We start from the raw sequence: 20,559 nt of genomic DNA, 5'->3' as shown, positions 1-20,559 counted from the left end.
TTAACGTATTGAACAATAAAAAACTTCGCCCATTCGGTAATATAACGTGAATAGAGTTTAAAGTCAAAGGATAATTCAATTAATTTATCTTAAAAATGAATAAAATTAAATCAATTGATGTTTAATGTTCGGATTTAGGATTTATTTTCGGTGTTTCACGTGAAAAAAGGACCACTTATTGGTGGTCCTTTGCGAGTGCATATTGATTTCGTCCACCTGCTTTGGCTTCATAGAGAGCGAGATCGGCACGTTTTAGTAACTGTTTGGTCGACAACCCTTTTACAAATCGAGCACCCCCGACACTTGAAGTCGTAATGAACGTATGTTGGTCGATTTCCCATGGGCGCTGTAGTGCTTGAATGATTTTCTCTGCAACCCGATGTAGGGCACAGGAATCGTTGAAGCGAATGAGAACGGCAAACTCATCACCGCCAAGTCTGGCAATCATATCTTGTTTGCGAAGCACGGATGTCAATCGACGAGCGAGTTGTCGCAAGAGTTCATCGCCCACATCATGACCGAACGTATCGTTGATTTGTTTGAATCGGTCAACATCAAGAGCGAGGACGGCCAATTCACCTTGCTCGAATTCGGTTCGATCGATCGCTTCCTCGAGGTAAGCGAGGAAGAAACGACGGTTCGGTAAGTCGGTCAGCGTGTCGTGATACGCCAAATGCTTCAGTTGCTTCTCTAGTGCTTTACGCTGCATGATTTCTCGGCTAACCGTCAAATAGTGTAGGAGAAGTCCGGATTCATCATAGATGGCCTGAATTTTCGTTTCGAGCCAAATCCAGCGCTGGTCAGCATGGAAATGACGGAACTCAAGGGTCAAGGAGATGTCTTCTTCCTTCATTTCTTTCAACTGCTCCCGGACGATCTGGATGTCGTCCGGATGGATATAGTCGAGCGTATTCTTCCCTTCGTAATATCCGGCCGCAAAACCGAGCACGGTACGGTGAGAAGGGGAAGCATAACGAACAGTACCATCCCGTTCTAGTATACAGACGAGGTCACTCATGTTTTCTGTGATCAATCGATATTGTAACTCACTCTGTCTTAACGCTTGTTCCATTTCACGTTTCTCCGTGACATCACGCAAAATCGTTAAGACGGCCGTTTCACCCTCATAATCGATGAGAAGGCTACTGATATCCATCTGGAGCTTGTCTCCACTCGGTGTCATGATGACCATTTCCGTATCTTGAACGGGGCCTCCGAGTTCGAGAGAGGCAAGTCGTTGACGGGTGGACTGATGATACTCTTCTGCGATGAATGAAAAAATCGATTCATTCTCTAGATAGGTTTCTCCGATTGTGGCGAGTGCCATCACGTTCGCATATATAATCTGTCCTTCCTGATGCACAATGATGCCTTCCGGAATGGTTTCAATCAATTGACGGTAACGACGTTCGCTTTCGACCGTGGCACGCTCGGCATTTTTCTCTGGCGTCAAATCGATGATGATCGCAAACAGGCCGGTAATGTTACCGCCGACCTCGATTGGAATGTTGAGGACGGTTAAGTCGAGTCGTTCCCCGGATTGATGTTCAGCATAAATGGAATACTTGTGTGGAATCCCAGACAGCGAGAATTGTAACCCTTTCCTGACCCGAGACCGCTCACTCTCGGGAAGCCAGTGCAGGAACGGCTGGTGAAGCATATCCTGTTCCGTATGACCCGTGATGACCGTGACGGCCGGGTTGACGGATTTGATGTTCAAATGATGGTCGAGTACAAAGATGCCATGTGGAGAATACCGTCGTAGCGACTCGTGATGATCTTTTAAGATCGACAATTCGAGTTCGCGACGCTTCCGTTCCGTCACTTCACGAACGACGGAGACGATATGGGTACAGTTCCCCTCATCATTGAAAATCGGCGTCACTTCTGACTCGAAATAATGAAGGGGGAGCGTCAATACATCATCCGCCTCGACCGTATCCGTATAAAAGGAGTCAGCAAGACGGTAGTCTTCATAGACGACACTCTTTTTTGTACGAATCGCTTCATCGTAATACTGCGTAATAAGTTTAGCGGTCTCGATCGGGACCAACTCATCGATGGTCTTCCCGACATCCGCATCTGACCAATTGATGGCCCGTTTCCCAGGCTCATTTACGAAGACGTAGCGATATGCTGAACCATCGACTTCCATAAAGAACACATAGTCTGAAATTTTATCGAACGTCCGTAGTAAAATCGATGCGTTGGATTGAAGTGTTTGGTCAGCTTTCATCTCGTCTCCCTCATTTCGTTCATTCTATTTTTTACACGTCATTTTTATCTTACCGCATCATTCGACCAAATGTGTGAACTTTCAAAAAAAGACGGGATGTACGTACATCCCGTCAAGCCGCTTCGTTCAGTTGTTTTTGTTCGTTTCGTCCGTTCATGACGTAATACAAGAAAATGGTAAAGAGAACGACGCCTGAAAGAATCAAATAAAGGGTCGAGAAGCCTGTCAACGGAATCAACAACCCGATGAAATAGGGGCCGAACCCTAGACCGGCATCAAGTGCGATGAAGAAGGTCGATGTCGCCATCCCCATTCGGTGAGGTGGAGAAGCCTTGACAGCGATTGCTTGGGTGCCGGATTGGATATTCCCGAAGCCTAATCCGATTAACGCACCGGCAAGTAGAAGCATCCAACCGCTATTCGCTTGACTGAGCACGAGTAGACCGATCGCGAAGATGGCGATTGCCGGATACATGACGACGTTCGCTCCGCGCGCGTCCATCAACTTTCCTGTGATCGGTCGTGATAATAGGACTGCGACCGAATAGACGAGGAAGAAGATGCTCGCCGCCTCGATCAAGTCGAGTTCACTCGCGTAGAAGTTGATATAGGACAAGACACTCGAGTAGCTTAGTGCGGCCATCCCGATAATCAAGGCGATCGGTAGCGCTTTTGGTTCGACGAACGATTTTAAAGAGAATCCACGTACGACTTCAGGTGCGTCGACCTCAGGCACATTCACAAAGAACGTGCTCGCCAAATTGATGACCCCGATCACAAAGCAAAGAGCGAAGATGACGGTGAAGCTCGTATGTTGGCTGAGAAGTAATCCGACGAAGGGCCCGATGGCTGTCGCCAGAGTAGAACTCATGCTGTAGTAACCGATCCCTTCACCTTTTCGAGTCGCGGGAATGACTTGCGCGACGATGGTTCCAGTTGCCGTACTCGATAATCCCATCCCGAGTCCGTGTACGAACCGTGTCAGTAATAAGAAACCGACACCCCAATGGACGAAGTACAATAAAATCGTGGCGGTGAAAAAGACGAGCCCGATATAAAGCGTCTTCTTCCGACCGATCGAATCAATCAGTCGACCGATGAACAAGCGCCCGGTCAGCGTCCCGATGATGAAGATGCCAGTGACGAGTCCTGCTTGACTCGTGGTCGCCCCGTACGACTCGACGGCATGCACCCCGATGGTGACCATCAATAAGAAAAAGATGAGCGTCAGGAAGAAGTTGATGAGCGAGATGATTAAAAAGTCTCTCGTCCAAAGTTTTTGAATAGGTTGTTGCATCATACGTGACGCCTCCTTTTCTTCAAATTCGAATAGTTAATAAACATAACTAAAAGAGTATACCAAATCAAATTAGGATTGTCCGAGATGATGCACTGCATGCAGTGAATGACAGACATGAAAAAACTCGACTCGGGAATCGAGTCGAGTCAAGTGACATCGTTAGGCACGGTCCCAGAATCGGGCAGTCGCAATCCCATCGATGAACGCATTGAATCCATCGAGGTTATGCTTGTCAAACGTGAAGACACCAGGCTGGTCTTGCTTCACGCGACATGTGGCGAGTGCCTCTTTATGGTGTACGTGTAGGGCGAGCGGCTTATAGTGCTTGTACGTGTTCTCGATAAATTCGAGCACATCATCCTCGACAGTCGTCGCGGCACTCACTAAGAAGGCGGCATCGAAAAGGCTCGAGTCGACCGTATCGTACGTCTCCTTCACCTTCAGGTCATCAAGCATATACGCCTTCTTGCCGACAAGGCTGTAGTTGACGTTGTGATCGGCGAGCGTCTGCACCCACTGTTTCACCTGATTCGCATCCACGTCACCGGCAAGGAGAAGGGCGACGCTCTTCGTATCGGGCTTTTTGATTGTGTTCGCCATCGAGAGAGCAGGGGACGTCTTATCTGACTGGACCTCATTATTCTCTTCGGGCACATGTACTCCTAAGTTGTCGGCGACGACTTCAGCGAGATGACGATCGATGCGGTTCAATAAATCGACGGCGTTCTCTTTCACCATGTCCGACTCACATTTTCCGAGCTCAAAACTGCAGGCATCTTGGATGTGTTGTTTTTCGACATCGGTCATGCTGTTGTAGAAGAGCTTCGCCTGTGAATAGAAATCAAGGAAGCTGTCACTACGTCCCCGAATCTTATGACCATCGATTTTCTCTTGATAGTGCTCAAATCCACCTTGATCGGCTGGTACAGGTTCCGGCTGATTATTGTTGAGCGCATTTTTATGGTAGCTCGTCTGACCTTTGTGAACGGCCATTTGATGCATCCCGTCCCGCTGGTTGTTGTGGAACGGACAAACGGGCTTGTTGATTGGGATCTGGTGGAAGTTTGGTCCACCGAGACGCGACAGTTGGGTGTCCGTATACGAGAACAGACGACCTTGCAAGAGCGGATCGTTCGAGAAGTCGATTCCTGGGACGAGATGACCCGGGTGGAAGGCGACTTGTTCGGTTTCCGCGAAGAAGTTGTCGACGTTTCGATTAAGTGTCATCTTTCCGACGAGTTTCACTGGAATCTCTTCTTCCGGCCACAGTTTGGTCGGGTCTAAGATGTCGAAGTCATAGTTGAACTCGTCTTCTTCCGGGATCAGCTGCAGGCCGAGCTCCCATTCAGGATAGTCGCCTTTATTGATTGCTTCATAAAGGTCGACACGGTGGAAGTCAGCATTTTTCCCGACTGCTTTTTGGGCTTCGTCCCATACTTGTGAATGAACCCCGAGCTTTGGTTTCCAATGAAACTTGACGAAATGAGCTTTTCCTTCCGCATTTACAAGACGGAATGTATGCACCCCGAACCCTTCCATCATGCGTAGACTACGTGGAATCCCCCGGTCACTCATCGCCCACATGACCATGTGAGCCGTTTCATGGTTTTGTCCGACAAAATCCCAGAACGTATCGTGCGCGCTTCCCCCTTGCGGCACTTCCGTATGTGGCTCAGGCTTCACAGCGTGGACGAGGTCCGGGAACTTGATGGCATCTTGGATAAAGAAGACTGGGATGTTGTTTCCGACTAAATCGTAGTTCCCTTCGTCTGTATAGAACTTCGTCGCAAAACCACGGACGTCACGGACCGTATCCGCGGACCCGCGTGAGCCTTGGACAGTCGAGAAACGGACGAATACGGGTGTCGTCTTCGAAGGGTCATTCAAAAAGTTCGCTTTTGTGAACTCGGCGAGCGGTTCATACACCTGGAACTCTCCATGTGCTCCTACGCCGCGCGCATGGACGATCCGCTCCGGAATCCGCTCATGGTCGAAATGGGTCATCTTCTCGCGGAAATGGAAATCCTCGATCAATGTCGGACCACGACGTCCTGCTTTCAGCGAGAATTCGTCTTCCGCCATCTTCAGACCTTGATTTGTCGTCAAGCCAGCTTGTTGTTCGTTATCAATCGTATGTTGTTTTAACTGCTCTTCTTTCTTGTTCCCCATGTGATTGCCTCCCTTAAGTATGACTGACCGTCGTAAGTCACCATTTGACCTACTGTATCGGTGTTCCCTAACGCCAATAAAAAAATCCCTCTTTTTCAAAAAAGAGAGATTTCACACAAACATTTATAATGCGGCCCATACATGCTGTTTCAATACGATTTGTTGTACCACTTTAGGGTCGAGTTCGTATTCAGTGGCAATGATGCGCGTCACTTTCGCTTTCGCATCGGGATCGTCAGGATTCTGCTTCGTATATTGATCTTGCCATGACCTCCAAATTTGAATCTCTGTATCGGTCAATTTGGTCGTCCATTCTTTTTCTCGAAGTTGCCAACCGAACATCATGTCGTCTGTTTGACCGGGTTCCACCCAGTCTGCGAGTCCATAGTCGCCTTCCGGAGCGAATACGGCTTCACCGAGTGGCGGTTCCGTCCCGATATAGGCAGCATCATCATAAAATCGTAACAAGGCGGCCTGGAACTGATCTGACTGTTTTACGTCATCGATGACGTCATGGCTGACGGATTGAAGCTCATCCGTACTCGGGTTCCCGTGTACGACGATGTCGTATTCATATCGAATGACACCGTCTTGTTCGATTGGTGTACGTTCTTCAATCGTATATATTTCCTCGGAAATGGATGCTTGTTCAGCCTTTAACTGCGTCGTGGGGACGGATTCCTGTGGCCAAAACCAGAAGGCGCAACCGAGAGGGACAAGGAATACGGCAAGACGACGTAGTCGGTACACCCTGTTTGATTTTCTTTTTTTCTTCAATCCAAAAACACTCCTTCAATGATGTAACAATCCCCAAAATGTCGGGGATTACGTTCGATCTAAACGAACGAGGTCCGCATCGGGATGCGACTGACCACGAACGAGAGCACTCAAAATACGAGAGCCAAGCATGCTATACACGGTCCCATTTCCCCCATATCCGAGCAAGTAAAACAAGTTCGGTCGATTCGGGTGCTCCCCGATGAACGGGAGTTGGTCCACCGACTCTCCAAACAAGGCGACCCAAGCATAATCGACTTCTAGGTCATACATCGGGAAGAGCTCGGCGATTTTTTCTTTCACTCGTTCCGCCCGATTGTTCATGAGCGCCTCATCGTGCGGCGTTTCGGCCTGGTCTTCGTCAAGCCCACCCGCGATAATTCGCCCGTCCGGAGTCGTGCGCAAATAGAGATATGGTCGTTTCGTCTCCCAAATGAGCGCGCGTCCTTCCCATTCGCTGAATTCGGCGATTGGATTCGTTGCGATGGCGTATGACCGATTCAAATCGATCCGATGGGAGTCGAGTAGGGGAGCTGGCCCATAACCTGTCGCAAAGATGACTTTATTCGCTTTAAATGTCCCGTTCGAGGTGAACACAATCCATCCATCACCATCAGACACGACCTCATCCACCGACGTCTTTTCAAAAATCGGGACGTGTTGTTTCGATAAATGGCGAATGATTTGACGACTGAGCGTGAGCGGATTGACCTCGGCATCGCCTTTTGTGATGAGGGCCGCCGGTTTTTCAAATGGGAAGCGTTCACGTAGTGCCTCACGATCCAACCACTCCACATCAAAACCGTGTTTGGCTAGCATCTCATACTCACGTTGCAATTTGGCAACATCGTCCTCTTCACTCGCAAAACAAAGGCTGTCCCGTCGAATATATATATCGGATGCATCGACATCTTTCGCCACCTGGTCGAGCGATTCGACCGCGTCGAGACATAATTGATAGAAGCGTACCGCAGCAGCTTCTCCAATTTTTTCTGCAAGTTCATGTAACATGATGTCATTTGAATATTGAATTAAACCGGTATTTGCTGATGTGCTTCCGGTACCGACTTTTCGCCCATCGAGCACCGCAAAATCGACGCCATCTCGTTGTAACGTATAAGCCGTCAACGTTCCGGACATACCGGCTCCGATGACGAGTACGTCGTAATGCTCTTTTTTGTCAGGTCTTTCTAACACGACGTCCTCTGATTCGGTCGTTGGCCAATATAAATCTCCGTTATACAATTCCATCGGTCTCATCCTCCATGATATTCAGTATCTTCCTCTTTATCCCCGCTTCAATAGAGGTGAAACCAAAAAACCGCAGACGATGTGTCTGCGGTTCAACATGTTATTTCTTGATGATGATGGATGAAGGAGAAGCGCCTTTCGTATATGTGATGCGTTGGACGTTTTTTGCCCCGCGAATCTCAGCAAGGTTTTTCCCGTCAACGATTACTTCTTTTACCGTCGCGCCTTTGAAGTCGATGATGGCACCGGCTTCTTTCGGTTTCACTTGAACGACGACATTTTTCAACGGTTCTCCTGTCAATTCCGTGTATACGCCACGAACGAAGATGCCGTTTTTGAAGTTCGTGCCTTTTCCGATTGTCACGCCGATGTAATCCTCTTGAAGGACGAGGCGAGCAGCTTTATGGTTTTCTACAGTGTAACGCGTCAATTCCACTTCTGGTTCCGGTGTGAAGTCGATTTGTGCAAGTACTGGATCATGGTCACTCGCACGCCCTGACATCTCAGTGAAGTCCGAGTTGACGTGAATCATGTCAATTTTCGTAGAAGCGGCCAAGCGGTTCGAGACGAGGATATGATCGAGTACTTGTGAGTTCCCTTGATACACATACGAGTAGCGGTCGACAGCAGGAACTTTCTCGACCATGTTCGTCATCAAGTCGCCTTTGAAGATTTGGAGCGCATCCGAGAATTCGAAATCATTGAAGTCTCCGAGTGCGACGACGTTCGCTTCTGGATTCTTCGTCTTCACGTCCGCCACGAAGTTGTGGACGACTTGTGCGATTTTCTTACGTTGCACTTCACTTCCGAGTACGACCGGTTGTTGTGAACCAAAGAAACCAGTGTCGCCACCTTTCGAGTTCCAATGGTTCGCGATCACGATGACGTTCTCGCCTTGGAAGTCGAATTGAGCAGCTAACGGTTTACGCGAACGATCGAACGCTTCGTTCGTCGGATCGATACGTCCCGGGTTGTGCGTCAATTTCCCATCGGCGTATCCGACGGCCGTCGTCGCGTCACCAGCAGGAATTCCCTCCGTCAATGACACGCGCTCAGGATCGTACAAGAAGCCGACACGGATGTTGGCATCTGGGGCGCCTCCGTCTTGGTTGTTCTCTGGGTCGATGTTGACGTATTTATACGTCTTCCCACCGACAGCGACAATGTTATCGATTAAGCGCTGATAGCTCTGGTCAGCGGCAGAACCTGCTCCTTTATCCTGTCCATCGTTGTCTTGTACTTCCGTCACACCGATGATGTCAGGGCTGTTCAATTCGTTGACGAACGCTTTCGCCAGTTTGAGTGCCTTTTCATCTGATGTTTCTTTGATGTTGTTCGAGAAGTTCTCTAAGTTATACGATGCAATCGTTAATTGATCTTCTTCTGCCTCGATGAATGTCTTCTCACGCTGCGCATCTCCTTTGACGAAGGCAGCTTTCATGTCTTCAAGTGAGGCTTGAATCTTATAGTTACCGAACGAATAGCCGACAACACCGACAATCGGTCCATTGAAGCGGTCGCCCGTCGCGACATCGAATTCACGCGCTTCCGCGTTCGGTTCGAGACGGAACTGAATGCGTTCCGGGTTTGCATCGTTCTTTTTCAATAAGACGCCGCCATTGTACGTCTCCGTTGGCGTATCCTCGAGAACAGTCACCAAATCACCGTATTCTTGTGGTCCGACCGACTTCAACTTGTTCGTTTGAACACGCATTCCTTCAAGGCTCTCCCAGAAGTCGATGGCATCCTTCTCCGGATTGAAGACGGCGAGGTTGTCGCTGTCGATAAACTCGGTCGGAAGGTTTGAGGCATCAATCGTAATTGGAGTCGGAAGGGTGACACCATTCGCGACGACTTCAACTTTTCCATTACGTGTATCGATTTGTGTCATCTTCATATCTGTCTGTTGACGGTCGCTGTATCCTTCGATCGCATACTCGCTCACTTTTCCGTTCACTTTGACGAGGTCACCGACTTGAATGCCGGCAATCGAACGTCCACCGTAAAGGACAATCCCTTCAGATGTCCGTGCATCGTCATCGGCTTCCGAATCAGGCGTTTGGATGAAGTAATAGGTCGTCCCACTTGAGACGAACGTAGACGTGACGATTCCTTCGACACCTTCAACCGTCTGTCCGTTCATCGGAGTCGTATGGTTCGCACCTTGGATGTCGTGAATGCGAATCTTGTCTGTGATCTTATAAGAGAATGTTGAGACGGCGCTGAATGTGTCTCCCGTTTTCACGACCGTCTTCAATGTCGTCGAGTTTTCAATGCGGATTGGGTTTTCGTAACGAAGCCCATTCTCTTTTGGATCAGAGCCGTCGAGTGTATAGAAAATCTCAGCGTCTGCTGTCGTTGTCGAGAGCGTCACGTCTTGTGGACCAACGAATGTACCGGCACCTGGTTTCGCGACAGCCGGCCGAAGAACGGACGTATCGATAACCGTGTCCGCCGGGTCACGAGGGATGATTTGGTACGTATCGTCAAACTGTTGAACGATTCCTGTGATCGATGAATAGTTCACATCCGTCTGTAAATCAAGGATGCCTCGCTCGTCGCGAACGACGAACTCCTTCGTTCCGTCCGTCGCCGTCAAGTTCTGACCGCTACCTGTGAGTGTGACATTTTTGACGGTAACGAGTTCGGATTCGACGTCCTCGTTGATTTGTTCCCCTGTCAAGACTTGGGCAGTAGGAAGTGTTGCTGCTTGTTTTGAAACAACGACAGCGCTGTTCAATTGAAGAAGCTCACGGTACGAACCGACGACCCCTGTGACAACGACCTCGTCCCCGACGTTGACGGCAAGAGATGTCGGACGGATAGACAGACCACCTGTTGCGTCTTGAATGGAGATGGTGTTCGCTAATTTAGCCGTGACGACTCCTTTTACGGTGACCGTCTCATTTTCTGCCTTTGTTCGTGCATCAGCAATTGAAATTGGTGTGATTGGTGCAGGAGGCTCCGTTGTGCCGCCATCTCCGTATTCGACGCCTTGGAACGTATGTAACCCGAGATTGTCGAACGTGTCTTGTGGTGTCGATGACCATTCGACAGCCGGGTCGAAGGCATCACTGCCATCACTGTCTCCCTTTGTGACCGTGTCTTTACGGATGAGCGATTGGTCAGCAGTCGCAACGGTCGTTCCCCATTTTGTCCCTGGGTCGAAGCCGAGTTGACCGAAGACATCAAGAACCGTGTCTCCTTTTTTCAAGACGATCGTGTCATCCCCGTTGAAGTTCGTCACGGCACTCACCGTATCCGATTTTGCTTTCAATGTGTCCGACGCACTGCCGTTCACAATGACATATGTAGCTCCTGGTGCGAGTGTGCCCGTCAAATTCAATGTATTTCCGGCAGTCGTACCTCCGTTTGAATACAGTTCAATTTTGTAAGCGGAAAGGTCGATTGTCGCGTTCGTTCCGTTGAATAACTCGATTGCTTTATTGTTGCTCGATCCTTCTACGTACTCTGAAATGAAGAGGTCTGATGCGTTCAACGTCTCGGCGTTTACGTTTGCCGCAATCGGCGTCATACTGCTGACGATGAGTCCTGCTGATAAGGCGAGGCCAGTGACTGCCTTAAATGATTGTGTTGGTTTCCCCATGTGTAAGTCTCCCTTAGATGTAATGGTCTAATCCGATTTCCCCAACTTGCGTCGTTATAAATAAGTGAATTTATATCCTCCTTTTTCAAAAAAACGACATGATAGCGCTTACATTACTTTTCTTGTGACGAATCCCTTGAAAAATTATTCGTGTATTGTCAAAAACAACACGTTCATTTCCCAAGTTTTTTTACTACATGTTAAACATAACCAAGCAGACGTCAGAACTCAATCCACTAAACACGAAGTTATGATTACATTTTGATTACAAGGTAAATGTAGTCGGAAGAACTTGACGAGTAGCTTAAGAACTCTTACACTCTTCTAATACGAATTAATTGTATCGGTTAAGTTGGAATTAAAGGAGGCGCTAATGAAAGCAGTCAATTACCCAGTCATTCCTGGAGCAGGCGCGTTTTATTATGAAGGAAACGAAATCGGTATTTTGCTTTGTCACGGCTTTAACGGGACACCTCAAAGTGTACAGGACGTCGGAATTGAGTTGATGAAGCAAGGGTTTACGGTGTATGCCCCGCGCTTGAAAGGGCATGGGACACATCCGGAAGACTTTCGATGTTCCACGCATCGATGTTGGTATAAAAGTGTGACGAAAGGAATCGAGCGATTACGCGAGTCGTGTCAGACGGTCATCGTCGTCGGTCAGTCAATGGGTGGGACGTTGGCACTCAAGACTGCCCTTGAAGGAAAGGCGGATGCGATTGTGACAATCAATGCCGCGTTATCGGTCCCAGGATATGCGTGTCATGCGTCGGACACCGAGTGTCGATTTATCGACGAAGACGCGCCCGACATCTTGGCAAAAGACGTATATGAGATTGTCTATGACCGTGTGCCTACAAGAGCGATTCGGGAATTGCTTTCGCTGATTGACGAGGTGCGACCGCACGTCGGAGCGGTTGATGTGCCGACATATGTCATCCATTCTGCTGTCGACAACGTAGTACCGCCTTCCGACTCCATCTGGTTGTTCGATCAGTTACAAGGAAAAAAAGAATACGCGGTGCTTCCTAACTCGTATCACGTCGCGACGATGGACAATGATTGGAAGCATTTGTCGAAGCTGATCACGACCTTCTGTGAACAGGTTGGGGCGCGCCATCAAAATGCAGTGTAAAAACTGCATTTTTTTGTGGACTGATTCTTTGCAAACGCTTGCACTAGTGCTATGGTAGATGTGAATCATACCTTATTGTAGGAGGCAAGGTGCCGTATGGAGACGTTGTTCAGCCAAACGAAACAAACAGAGATCAGTCGTGTATGGTGGAAAGAGGCCATCGCCTATCAAATTTATCCACGAAGTTTCAACGATTCGAACGGGGATGGAATCGGTGATCTTCGCGGAATCATTGAAAAGCTCGATTACTTAGAAGACCTTGGAATTGATGTCATTTGGATTTGTCCGATGTACAAATCGCCAAACGATGATAACGGATATGATATTAGTGACTATCAAGACATTATGGATGAGTTTGGGACGATGGAGGATTTTGATGCCTTGCTAGAGGCGGTGCACGCACGAGGGATGAAGCTGTTGCTCGACCTCGTCGTCAACCATACGTCGGACGAACATCCATGGTTCCTTGAATCGAAGAGCTCGAAAGACAATCCGAAACGAGATTGGTATATTTGGCGAGATGGGAAAGATGGGATGCCACCGAGCAACTGGGCGAGTATCTTTGGTGGGTCCGCTTGGGAATATGACGAACCGACCGATCAATATTACTTGCACGTCTTCTCGAAGAAACAACCCGATTTGAATTGGGAGAATCGTGACGTTCGAACGGCTGTCTATGACATGATCAACTGGTGGCTCGATAAAGGGGTCGACGGATTCCGTGTCGATGCGATCAGTCATATTAAAAAGATGCCGATGGAGACGATGCTACCTTCTCCGGACGGAAAGCCGATCGTGACGGCCTTTTCGATGTACTCGAACATTGACGGAATTCATGAATATCTACAAGAGATGAAGCGAGAAACGTTTTCCAAATACGACATTATGACCGTTGGGGAGACGAACGGAATCGAGCCGGAAGAAGCCGACCAATGGATGGGACCTGAGAATGGTGCGATGAACATGGCCTTTCACTTTGATCATGTCGATATCATGCGACGGTCACGTCTTGCGCCGCTCGATGTCGTCGAGCTGAAACGGATCTTCGATAAATGGCAACAAGGATTACGCGAAACCGGGTGGAACGCGTTATACATTGAAAATCATGACATGGTGCGAGCGGTCTCGCTCGTCGGGGATGAGCATCATTATTGGCGTGAAAGTGCCACGGCGCTTGGGATGATGTACTTCTTCATGCACGGGACACCATTCATTTATCAAGGACAAGAGATTGGGATGAAGAATGTGCCGCTCCCATCCATTCATGACTATGATGATGTCGCGACGAAAAACGAGTACTTCGAACGGATCGCGAACGGGATGAGTGAAATCGACTCGATGCAACAAGTATGGGGGACATCTCGTGATAACGTCCGGACACCAATCCAGTGGGATGCCTCACCTCATGCTGGTTTCTCGACGACGACCCCGTGGATGCCGATTCATGAAGAGTATGAGACGCTCAACGTCGAGGCACAGCGAAACGACCAGCATTCGATCCTGTCGTTCTATAAGGAGATGATCCGTCTTCGTCGAGCTGAGGAGACGTTTACGTATGGTCGTTATCGTGACGTCTTGCCTGAACATAAGCAAGCTTTCGTCTATGAGCGTATATTTGAAAACAACCGCTTCTTCGTTGTCGTCAACTTGACCGCCAATCCGGCAGAAGTGACCGTTCCGGAAATTGCAGGCGCCACGCTTGTCATGACGAATGAGATTGACCCGGAAACGATTGATACGGAAACGTTTATGCTTCGACCATTCGCAGCACGGTTATATCGTTTATGATAGAGAGGTACCTTCTGAGGAGGGTACCTCTTTTGAATGAGGGGTGGGACGAGGATGCATACGATTGAATTTTCCAATGACAACGAGGTCGTACGCATGGTCATTGGTGGTGCCGATCGCGAACGGTTGGAATTGATGATTGATGAGCGACGCGTTACGATTTACGTGAAAGCGTATCTCGATTTTGGAGAGGCGTTCGCCAAGGCGTTTCATTCGTTGAAAGGGACGGCCGCACTCCGTGATGTGGAAGGACGGCATGTCATGGATGTGATCTTTTCGTATCGAGGGGTCAGCGTTCGATTTTATGATCCGTTTCCTAAGAAGACGCTTCAGACCGATCAAAGTTACATGACAGAAACGATGCGACAGATCGGCATCTGGAATAGGCTGTGACAAATGAGGGAAAAGAGCATATGATAGAGATTGACTAAATGGAAAGGGGTGTCGGGTATGGATGGAACGAAACGTGCTGACATTCGCCCAGGACTCCACGTCCAAATCGTTTTAAAACAAGATCAACGAAGCGGAAAGTTGACGAAAGGCGTCGTTCAAGATATATTGACGAACTCGCCACGTCATCCGCACGGAATCAAAGTGCGTTTGAGCGATGGACAGGTCGGTCGTGTGAAAGTGATCGAAGCTGGAGGTGAGTAAGATGAGTGAGAAAAAACTATCTTTTCAAGAGGCGATGAAACAAAAGCTGGCAGAGAAGAAGCAAAATCAAACGAAGGTTCCCACGGGTTTACATGGTACAAAACAGAAACCGTTGACGAGCCAATTGACGAAAAAACCAAATAACCAGAAGAAACGTACTGGTATTTAAACTCGCAGCTACTCGAAAAGAGTGGCTGTTTTTTTGATTATTCATTTCGTTATTGTGAATTATAATCATGATTTAATATTTCTAAACATTTTTATGTAAGCGCTTTAAGTACTTATAAATAAGGACTCTGGCTCAGATGATGTGAAAAAAGAGTGAAATCACCTATAAAAAAATTATTGATAATTGTCAGAATCTTTGTATAATTCAGAACTAAGACATCATAAAAAATTCTCAACTTCAGATTCACACAACAGGGAGGAACTTATTCATGGAAGCGATTCAAGGTATGTTACAAGGAAGCGTCGACTTTTTGAACAACATCTTATGGTCGTACGTATTGATCGCCGTTCTCGTCGGAGCCGGGATCTACTTCACGGTCAGAACACGATTTATGCAGTTCCGTTACTTAAAAGAAATGTTACGTACGGTGACAGATAAATCGGACGTTACACTTACAAAAGACGGGAAGAGTATTTCTTCAATGAAATCATTCTTTATCGGTGCCGCGACTCGAATCGGTACAGGTAACCTTGCCGGGGTCACGGTAGCGGTCACACTTGGTGGACCAGGAGCGGTCTTCTGGATGTGGATCGTCGCCCTTCTCGGTGGTGCGACAGCCATGATTGAAAGCACGCTCGCTCAAGTATACAAAGTGAAAGACGATGTCGCGTACCGCGGTGGTCCGGCTTACTACATCGAAAAAGGTTTAAACAACCGTGCACTTGGAATCGTATTCGCGGTTCTCATTGCTGTCACATTCGGACTCATCTTCAACTCTGTTCAATCGAACACGATCGCTGCAGCATTCGATAACGCATTTGGAATCGATGCAGCGATCGGCGGAGCAATCTTAGTTGTTCTTACTGGCCTTGTCATCTTTGGTGGTGTACAACGTGTCGCGAACTTCTCGGCAATCGTCGTACCTGTCATGGCTGTTCTCTACCTTGCTATCGCACTCTACGTTGTCGTTGTGAACTTCGCTGAACTTCCAGGCGTCTTCGCTATGATTTTCCAAAGCGCATTTGGTTTGAACGAAGCAGTCGGTGGTTCAATCGGTGCTGCAATCTCAATGGGTGTACGCCGTGGACTCTTCTCGAACGAAGCAGGTATGGGTTCTGCACCAAACGCAGCAGCTGCTGCTGAAGTATCGCACCCTGCGAAACAAGGTTTCCTTCAAGCACTCGGTGTATTCTTGGATACGTTGATCGTATGTACAGCAACTGCAGCGATCATCCTTCTCTCAGACAGCTACGCTGCTGGAAATGGTGAAGGGATTGTCCTTCTTCAAAACGCATTGACTGAACAAATCGGAGCACTTGCCCCAGCATTCATCGCTGTCAGCGTCTTCTTGTTCGCCTTCAGCTCGATCGCAGGAAGCTACTACTACGGTGAAACGAACATCGAATTCATTAAGAAGAGCAAAGGTGCAGTTCTTGGATTCCGTCTTGCGACAATGGCATTCGTCTTCATCGGAGCGGTCGCAAGCCTTGGATTCGTATGGAGCCTCGCTGACCTCTTCATGGCAGGGATGACATTGATCAACATCGCGGCAATCACATTGCTCGGTGGCGTTGCCTTCAAAGTTCTTAAAGATTACGAAGAGCAACGAGCTCAAGGTCTCAACCCACGCTTCTCGGCTCGTAAACTCGGTATCGAGAATACAGAGTGCTGGGATGTGGAAGAAGACGAAGTGGCACAAGGTACTGTTCAAGCAGCAGCAGCCGACGCTTCAAAATCATAATTCGTGAAATGCAACAAACAGGGACCCTGCTAATCGGGGTCCTTGTCTTTTTATGCATGATGACGTATCGGCTTGACGGTTTGTTCCGTCTCCGATTTGTTCAAATACAAGTAACTTCCGGCAACGAACAACGCACCACCGACAATATTACCGAGTGTGGCGAAGAATAGATTGTAAAGGGCACCGCTAAAGGTGACGAGGTCCGACGGTACATAGTGGAGCGCGAGAGCGAAAACGCCCATGTTCGCAATCGAGTGCTCGAATCCAGCGGCGAAAAATACGACGACCGGAAGCATCGTCAGCATAATCTTCGCGACATCATTGTTCGTTTTGAGTGGCATGAAGATGGCCAAACAGACGAGCACGTTACATAAGATTCCTTTCAAGAAAATAGCAAGGGCGTCTCCACCGATTTTCTTCGCGGCGACGACAGCAAGCAAATGGTCACCCGACACGTCACCCATGCTGTGAGCTCCGATGACGAGAAGCGATAGCATGACGGCACCGATCAAGTTACCGACCCAACTGAGTCCCCATATTTTTGCGAGGTCGAACCAAGCGACACGTCCCCGTTTTGCACCAGTGTAGAGATACATCGTGTTGCTCGTAAACAATTCTCCCCCCATCCAGACGATGAAGACGAGTGCCACTGAGAAACTGGCGCCCGCAATCAGCATCGTTCCGGGGACATCGATGAACATGTTTCCGACGGTGAATGAGAAGACGACTCCAATTCCGATTAAAAAGCCAGCGATTATCGATCGCAACATGTATTGAGGAAATGAATGTTGAAGCAATGATGATTTCTTAAATGCGGCTTCTTCCATATAATCGACGACTTGCTTTTCCATGAAAAGACCTCCTTTAGACCCTTTCAGTCTAGGAGGTCAATGTGAAGTTTGCAATTGTTTTCACAAACTTTCAAGAAGTTCTCAAGAAACCGTTCACATCGTTGCCACGAGTTCAACTTTGATGCGGTCCGGGTCTTCAAAAAATAGTGCTGTATAGTTTGGGCCTCCTGCGTGGGGGAAGCGGTCTGCGTACAATTCACGAAACCCGTGTGATGCGAGCTGTTGCCGAACTTCTTCTAATTGTGCGAGGGAAGACGCATGAAATGCCAAGTGGTTGAGACCAGTCTTTTTTCGGTGATACGGTGGCGCAAGGTGAGTCTTTTCCGTTTGAACGAACACGAGATATGTTTCACGGTATCGATAGCTCCGTCCTTCTGGCCAAGATTGATAGAGCGTGTAATCAAGTTGTTCACAGAGGAGCCATTCCCAGGCACGTATACTGTCGTGTAGGTTTGAAACGTAAAGCTCAACATGGTGAAGCATGAGAATCATCCTTTCGATGGACGTTTGAAAATGGTCCGTTCGGTATAATTGAACTATACAACGAATGAGGGAGGAAACGTATGGATCGGACAGGGCTCGTCTCAAATATTTTGATTGCCGGAAAGACCGGTGTCGGAAAGAGTGCGTTTATCAACTATATATATGGACATGACGTCGCCGAATCGCGTGCTGGAAGTCCGGTCACCGCAGAAGGACTTCACGAATATGAGTATTACGATTTAGAGCGGGGTATCTTGTTTCGTTTTTTTGATACGTGGGGGCTCGAAGCAGACCGCTCTGAAGAGTGGCATCAAGCGATCTTATCCATCGTCCATCAGCGTGAAGGCGCGCTCGATATCGCGGAGTGGTTTCATACAATTTACTACTTGTTGTCGGTGCAGTCAGGACGTGTCGAGGCATATGAGCTCGAGGCGATTTTAAAACCTTTATATGAGCGGGGGAGCAACGTCGCTCTAATATTGACTAACTACAATGAAGACGACCCGATGAGTGTACAAAAGGCAGAGGCGATGGAACGGGTATTGTTACGTGCACTACCGATTGAAGAAGAGAACATCATCCGTGTCAACAGTGTCGAAAAGAAGTTACTCACAGGAAAACACGTCCCGGTAAGAGGATACGAAGAGGTATGGAATCGGAATCGGACGAACCTATGGAAAGACATCGAGCGAAAACTTCCCATTAACTTGACGAATCATCTTCTTGAAGAGTTAGAGGATTGGCGAATTCGGAGTATCGCTTCTGCAGAGACGATTCGGATGCTGACCCCGCAAGCGATGATCAGTTGGAAAGCTAGAAAAATAGAGAAAGATTTAGAAAAGACGCTTGAAGAGGCCGCTTTGACGACGGAAGAGGCGATGGCAGAAGGGGTGCGTCATTATATCCAACTCATGCAACGATACCCGCTAGTCGGAGAGCAAGCAGACCTTTTGTTTAGAACGAGACGAGTTGAGCTCGGATTTGACTACTCGTTCGGAAAAACAGTTCGAAAGATGGTTCTCGGAATGATTCCTGGAGTGCACTTCATCTACTGGGCATTCAAGCGTCGGACGGCAGAGCGAGGGATTAAAAAGGCCATCGAGCAACAATATGCATCTGTAAGACAAACGATTGAAGAAGAGATTCGACGCGGCTTTGAGCGCGAGATGGGTCAGCTTGGTCGCACGCTCAACTCATAAGGGGGAAACGTAAATGGAATCGACGAAACGATTTGATTTTAAAGATTATGATTTAAAGGCAGAGCTCGAGCGACTACGGGGCAATGTCAAAAAACCAAACATCCTCATCGCGGGAGCAACAGGAGCAGGAAAGAGTTCTGTTGTGAACTACGTGTTTGGACGTGATTTGACGAAAGTAGCAGCCGGGGAACCGGTCACAAGAGGAATTCATCAATATACGAGTGATGATATCGCAGTCACCTTGTTCGACAGCGAAGGATATGAGATCGGGAGTGCGCGGCAACAACATTACGAAGAGGAAGTCATCGGGTTTGTGGAGAACGCAAAGCGGCAAGAGGCATCCAAACGAATTCATCTCGTCTGGTATACCATCAACGCTGCGACAAAGCGTGTCACACCACTCGACAAGGCCTTGATTCGCCGTCTACGTGAATCGACCGCTGTCGCTGTCTTATTCACACAAATCGATCAGGTCGATTTAGAGGAACTGACGGCATTACGGAATGAACTGAATGGAATCCTTCCGGAAGAAGCGATCTTCCAAGTCAGCATTTCTTCGGAAATATTGAACGATGAAGCGTTGCGTCAATATGTGGATTGGGAACGACTGATTGCGTGGTCGGTTGAACAGCTAGATGCTTCCTTGCAGGAAGGGCTCTTGATGGAGATTCATGCAGAGAGTGAAGCGATGCTCAAGTTAAAGCGTAAAAAGGCGAATCGAATCATCTCTGGCTATGTCGCGAGCGCAGGAACGGCTGCTGCGGTTCCGCTCCCGTTTGCTGATGCCGTGGCATTGACGCCGATTCAGGTGACGATGAGCGTCCATCTATTTCGCTATTGGGGTGTCAAAGCGAGTGATGATTTGTTGAAGACGCTCATTGGAAGTACCATCATTCCACAAATCGGTCGCACGTTATCGAAAACGATCTTATTGAACGTCATGAAGTTTTTCCCGGGAGCGAACGCAGCGGCCGGTGTCATCAATGCGACCGTCGCATCAGGGATCACGTGGGCCATCGGACTCGCAATTAACGAAATCGCTTATCGTAATGCTATGGATTCATCGAAAACGATTGAACAGTTGTTAAATCAAGAGTTCGGATCGCTATTTGAACAGTATTTGAAGCAAAAACCGAAGGCGGATTAACCCTCTTAACGCCTCCCCTTTGTTAGACTACAAGTAAGTGTAGAGAGGGGGA

Annotated in this window: 16 protein-coding genes; 8 read left to right on the top strand and 8 right to left on the bottom strand. The window is 48.3% G+C overall.

Annotated features, from left to right (window positions below; all coding sequences use genetic code 11):
• Positions 1 to 175: 175 nt before the first annotated feature.
• The 6 genes from KNO69_RS11765 to KNO69_RS11740 all read right to left on the bottom strand — a co-directional run bounded on the left by KNO69_RS11765 (position 176) and on the right by KNO69_RS11740 (position 11,340).
• Complete coding sequence (locus tag KNO69_RS11765) at positions 176 to 2,236, bottom strand: PAS domain S-box protein (RefSeq protein ID WP_214818228.1); 2,061 nt, start codon at positions 2,234 to 2,236, stop codon at positions 176 to 178.
• A gap of 112 nt (positions 2,237 to 2,348) precedes the next feature.
• Entirely contained in the window at positions 2,349 to 3,533 is a 1,185-nt protein-coding gene (locus tag KNO69_RS11760) for an MFS transporter (protein ID WP_214818346.1), read from the bottom strand.
• 162 nt (positions 3,534 to 3,695) lie between these two features.
• The gene (locus tag KNO69_RS11755; protein WP_214818225.1) at positions 3,696 to 5,705 is read right to left on the bottom strand and encodes a catalase; all 2,010 of its coding nucleotides are present in this window, start codon (positions 5,703 to 5,705) and stop codon (positions 3,696 to 3,698) included.
• A gap of 123 nt (positions 5,706 to 5,828) precedes the next feature.
• The gene (locus tag KNO69_RS11750; protein ID WP_015880314.1) at positions 5,829 to 6,482 is read right to left on the bottom strand and encodes a hypothetical protein; all 654 of its coding nucleotides are present in this window, start codon (positions 6,480 to 6,482) and stop codon (positions 5,829 to 5,831) included.
• A 48-nt stretch (positions 6,483 to 6,530) separates the two neighbouring features.
• Positions 6,531 to 7,733: an NAD(P)/FAD-dependent oxidoreductase gene (locus tag KNO69_RS11745; RefSeq protein WP_214818223.1), complete on the bottom strand. Its 1,203-nt coding sequence runs from the start codon at positions 7,731 to 7,733 to the stop codon at positions 6,531 to 6,533.
• Positions 7,734 to 7,833: 100 nt separating this feature from the next.
• A complete protein-coding gene (locus KNO69_RS11740) occupies positions 7,834 to 11,340 on the bottom strand; it encodes a chitobiase/beta-hexosaminidase C-terminal domain-containing protein (RefSeq protein ID WP_214818220.1) in 3,507 nt (1,168 codons plus the stop codon).
• Between the two features lie 373 nt (positions 11,341 to 11,713).
• On the opposite strand from KNO69_RS11740, the gene KNO69_RS11735 reads away from it, so the two are divergent.
• The 6 genes from KNO69_RS11735 to KNO69_RS11710 all read left to right on the top strand — a co-directional run bounded on the left by KNO69_RS11735 (position 11,714) and on the right by KNO69_RS11710 (position 16,827).
• The gene (locus tag KNO69_RS11735) at positions 11,714 to 12,475 is read left to right on the top strand and encodes an alpha/beta hydrolase (protein ID WP_214818206.1); all 762 of its coding nucleotides are present in this window, start codon (positions 11,714 to 11,716) and stop codon (positions 12,473 to 12,475) included.
• Positions 12,476 to 12,607: 132 nt separating this feature from the next.
• Positions 12,608 to 14,263: a glycoside hydrolase family 13 protein gene (locus KNO69_RS11730; protein WP_214818344.1), complete on the top strand. Its 1,656-nt coding sequence runs from the start codon at positions 12,608 to 12,610 to the stop codon at positions 14,261 to 14,263.
• A gap of 54 nt (positions 14,264 to 14,317) precedes the next feature.
• Positions 14,318 to 14,656, top strand: coding sequence for a hypothetical protein (locus tag KNO69_RS11725; protein ID WP_214818204.1), 339 nt, complete (start codon positions 14,318 to 14,320; stop codon positions 14,654 to 14,656).
• Between the two features lie 57 nt (positions 14,657 to 14,713).
• The gene (locus tag KNO69_RS11720; RefSeq protein WP_015880320.1) at positions 14,714 to 14,917 is read left to right on the top strand and encodes a YwbE family protein; all 204 of its coding nucleotides are present in this window, start codon (positions 14,714 to 14,716) and stop codon (positions 14,915 to 14,917) included.
• 1 nt (position 14,918) lies between these two features.
• Positions 14,919 to 15,086 carry a hypothetical protein gene (locus KNO69_RS11715; RefSeq protein WP_015880321.1) on the top strand — a complete coding sequence of 56 codons (168 nt, stop codon included), beginning with the start codon at positions 14,919 to 14,921 and terminating at the stop codon, positions 15,084 to 15,086.
• A 268-nt stretch (positions 15,087 to 15,354) separates the two neighbouring features.
• Entirely contained in the window at positions 15,355 to 16,827 is a 1,473-nt protein-coding gene (locus KNO69_RS11710; RefSeq protein WP_214818202.1) for an alanine/glycine:cation symporter family protein, read from the top strand.
• A gap of 50 nt (positions 16,828 to 16,877) precedes the next feature.
• On the opposite strand, the gene KNO69_RS11705 is transcribed toward KNO69_RS11710, so the two are convergent.
• Both KNO69_RS11705 and KNO69_RS11700 read right to left on the bottom strand, forming a co-directional pair.
• Positions 16,878 to 17,678: a formate/nitrite transporter family protein gene (locus KNO69_RS11705; RefSeq protein ID WP_196431707.1), complete on the bottom strand. Its 801-nt coding sequence runs from the start codon at positions 17,676 to 17,678 to the stop codon at positions 16,878 to 16,880.
• Positions 17,679 to 17,771: 93 nt separating this feature from the next.
• The gene (locus tag KNO69_RS11700; protein WP_214685001.1) at positions 17,772 to 18,161 is read right to left on the bottom strand and encodes a VOC family protein; all 390 of its coding nucleotides are present in this window, start codon (positions 18,159 to 18,161) and stop codon (positions 17,772 to 17,774) included.
• An 80-nt stretch (positions 18,162 to 18,241) separates the two neighbouring features.
• Here KNO69_RS11700 and KNO69_RS11695 point away from each other — a divergent pair, with 80 nt between their 5' ends.
• Positions 18,242 to 19,360 carry a GTPase gene (locus tag KNO69_RS11695; RefSeq protein ID WP_214784441.1) on the top strand — a complete coding sequence of 373 codons (1,119 nt, stop codon included), beginning with the start codon at positions 18,242 to 18,244 and terminating at the stop codon, positions 19,358 to 19,360.
• A gap of 13 nt (positions 19,361 to 19,373) precedes the next feature.
• Positions 19,374 to 20,507 carry a YcjF family protein gene (locus KNO69_RS11690; protein ID WP_214818200.1) on the top strand — a complete coding sequence of 378 codons (1,134 nt, stop codon included), beginning with the start codon at positions 19,374 to 19,376 and terminating at the stop codon, positions 20,505 to 20,507.
• The last annotated feature ends 52 nt before the right edge of the window (positions 20,508 to 20,559 follow it).

The sequence above is a fragment of the Exiguobacterium sp. s131 genome, assembly GCF_018617345.1.
GTDB lineage: Bacteria > Bacillota > Bacilli > Exiguobacteriales > Exiguobacteriaceae > Exiguobacterium > Exiguobacterium profundum.
Note: the sequence above shows the minus strand (reverse complement) of the source record. Positions and strands in the feature narration are given on the sequence as shown.

Excerpts from the sequence above, each read along its gene's own strand:
- KNO69_RS11690 (WP_214818200.1), top strand. The coding sequence starts at position 19,374 with ATGGAATCGACGAAACGATTTGATTTTAAAGATTATGATTTAAAGGCA.
- KNO69_RS11740 (WP_214818220.1), bottom strand. The coding sequence starts at position 11,340 with ATGGGGAAACCAACACAATCATTTAAGGCAGTCACTGGCCTCGCCTTA.
- KNO69_RS11700 (WP_214685001.1), bottom strand. The coding sequence starts at position 18,161 with ATGCTTCACCATGTTGAGCTTTACGTTTCAAACCTACACGACAGTATA.
- KNO69_RS11735 (WP_214818206.1), top strand. The coding sequence starts at position 11,714 with ATGAAAGCAGTCAATTACCCAGTCATTCCTGGAGCAGGCGCGTTTTAT.
- KNO69_RS11710 (WP_214818202.1), top strand. The coding sequence starts at position 15,355 with ATGGAAGCGATTCAAGGTATGTTACAAGGAAGCGTCGACTTTTTGAAC.
- KNO69_RS11715 (WP_015880321.1), top strand. The coding sequence starts at position 14,919 with ATGAGTGAGAAAAAACTATCTTTTCAAGAGGCGATGAAACAAAAGCTG.
- KNO69_RS11745 (WP_214818223.1), bottom strand. The coding sequence starts at position 7,733 with ATGGAATTGTATAACGGAGATTTATATTGGCCAACGACCGAATCAGAG.
- KNO69_RS11765 (WP_214818228.1), bottom strand. The coding sequence starts at position 2,236 with ATGAAAGCTGACCAAACACTTCAATCCAACGCATCGATTTTACTACGG.
- KNO69_RS11695 (WP_214784441.1), top strand. The coding sequence starts at position 18,242 with ATGGATCGGACAGGGCTCGTCTCAAATATTTTGATTGCCGGAAAGACC.
- KNO69_RS11760 (WP_214818346.1), bottom strand. The coding sequence starts at position 3,533 with ATGCAACAACCTATTCAAAAACTTTGGACGAGAGACTTTTTAATCATC.
- KNO69_RS11755 (WP_214818225.1), bottom strand. The coding sequence starts at position 5,705 with ATGGGGAACAAGAAAGAAGAGCAGTTAAAACAACATACGATTGATAAC.
- KNO69_RS11725 (WP_214818204.1), top strand. The coding sequence starts at position 14,318 with ATGCATACGATTGAATTTTCCAATGACAACGAGGTCGTACGCATGGTC.
- KNO69_RS11720 (WP_015880320.1), top strand. The coding sequence starts at position 14,714 with ATGGATGGAACGAAACGTGCTGACATTCGCCCAGGACTCCACGTCCAA.
- KNO69_RS11705 (WP_196431707.1), bottom strand. The coding sequence starts at position 17,678 with ATGGAAAAGCAAGTCGTCGATTATATGGAAGAAGCCGCATTTAAGAAA.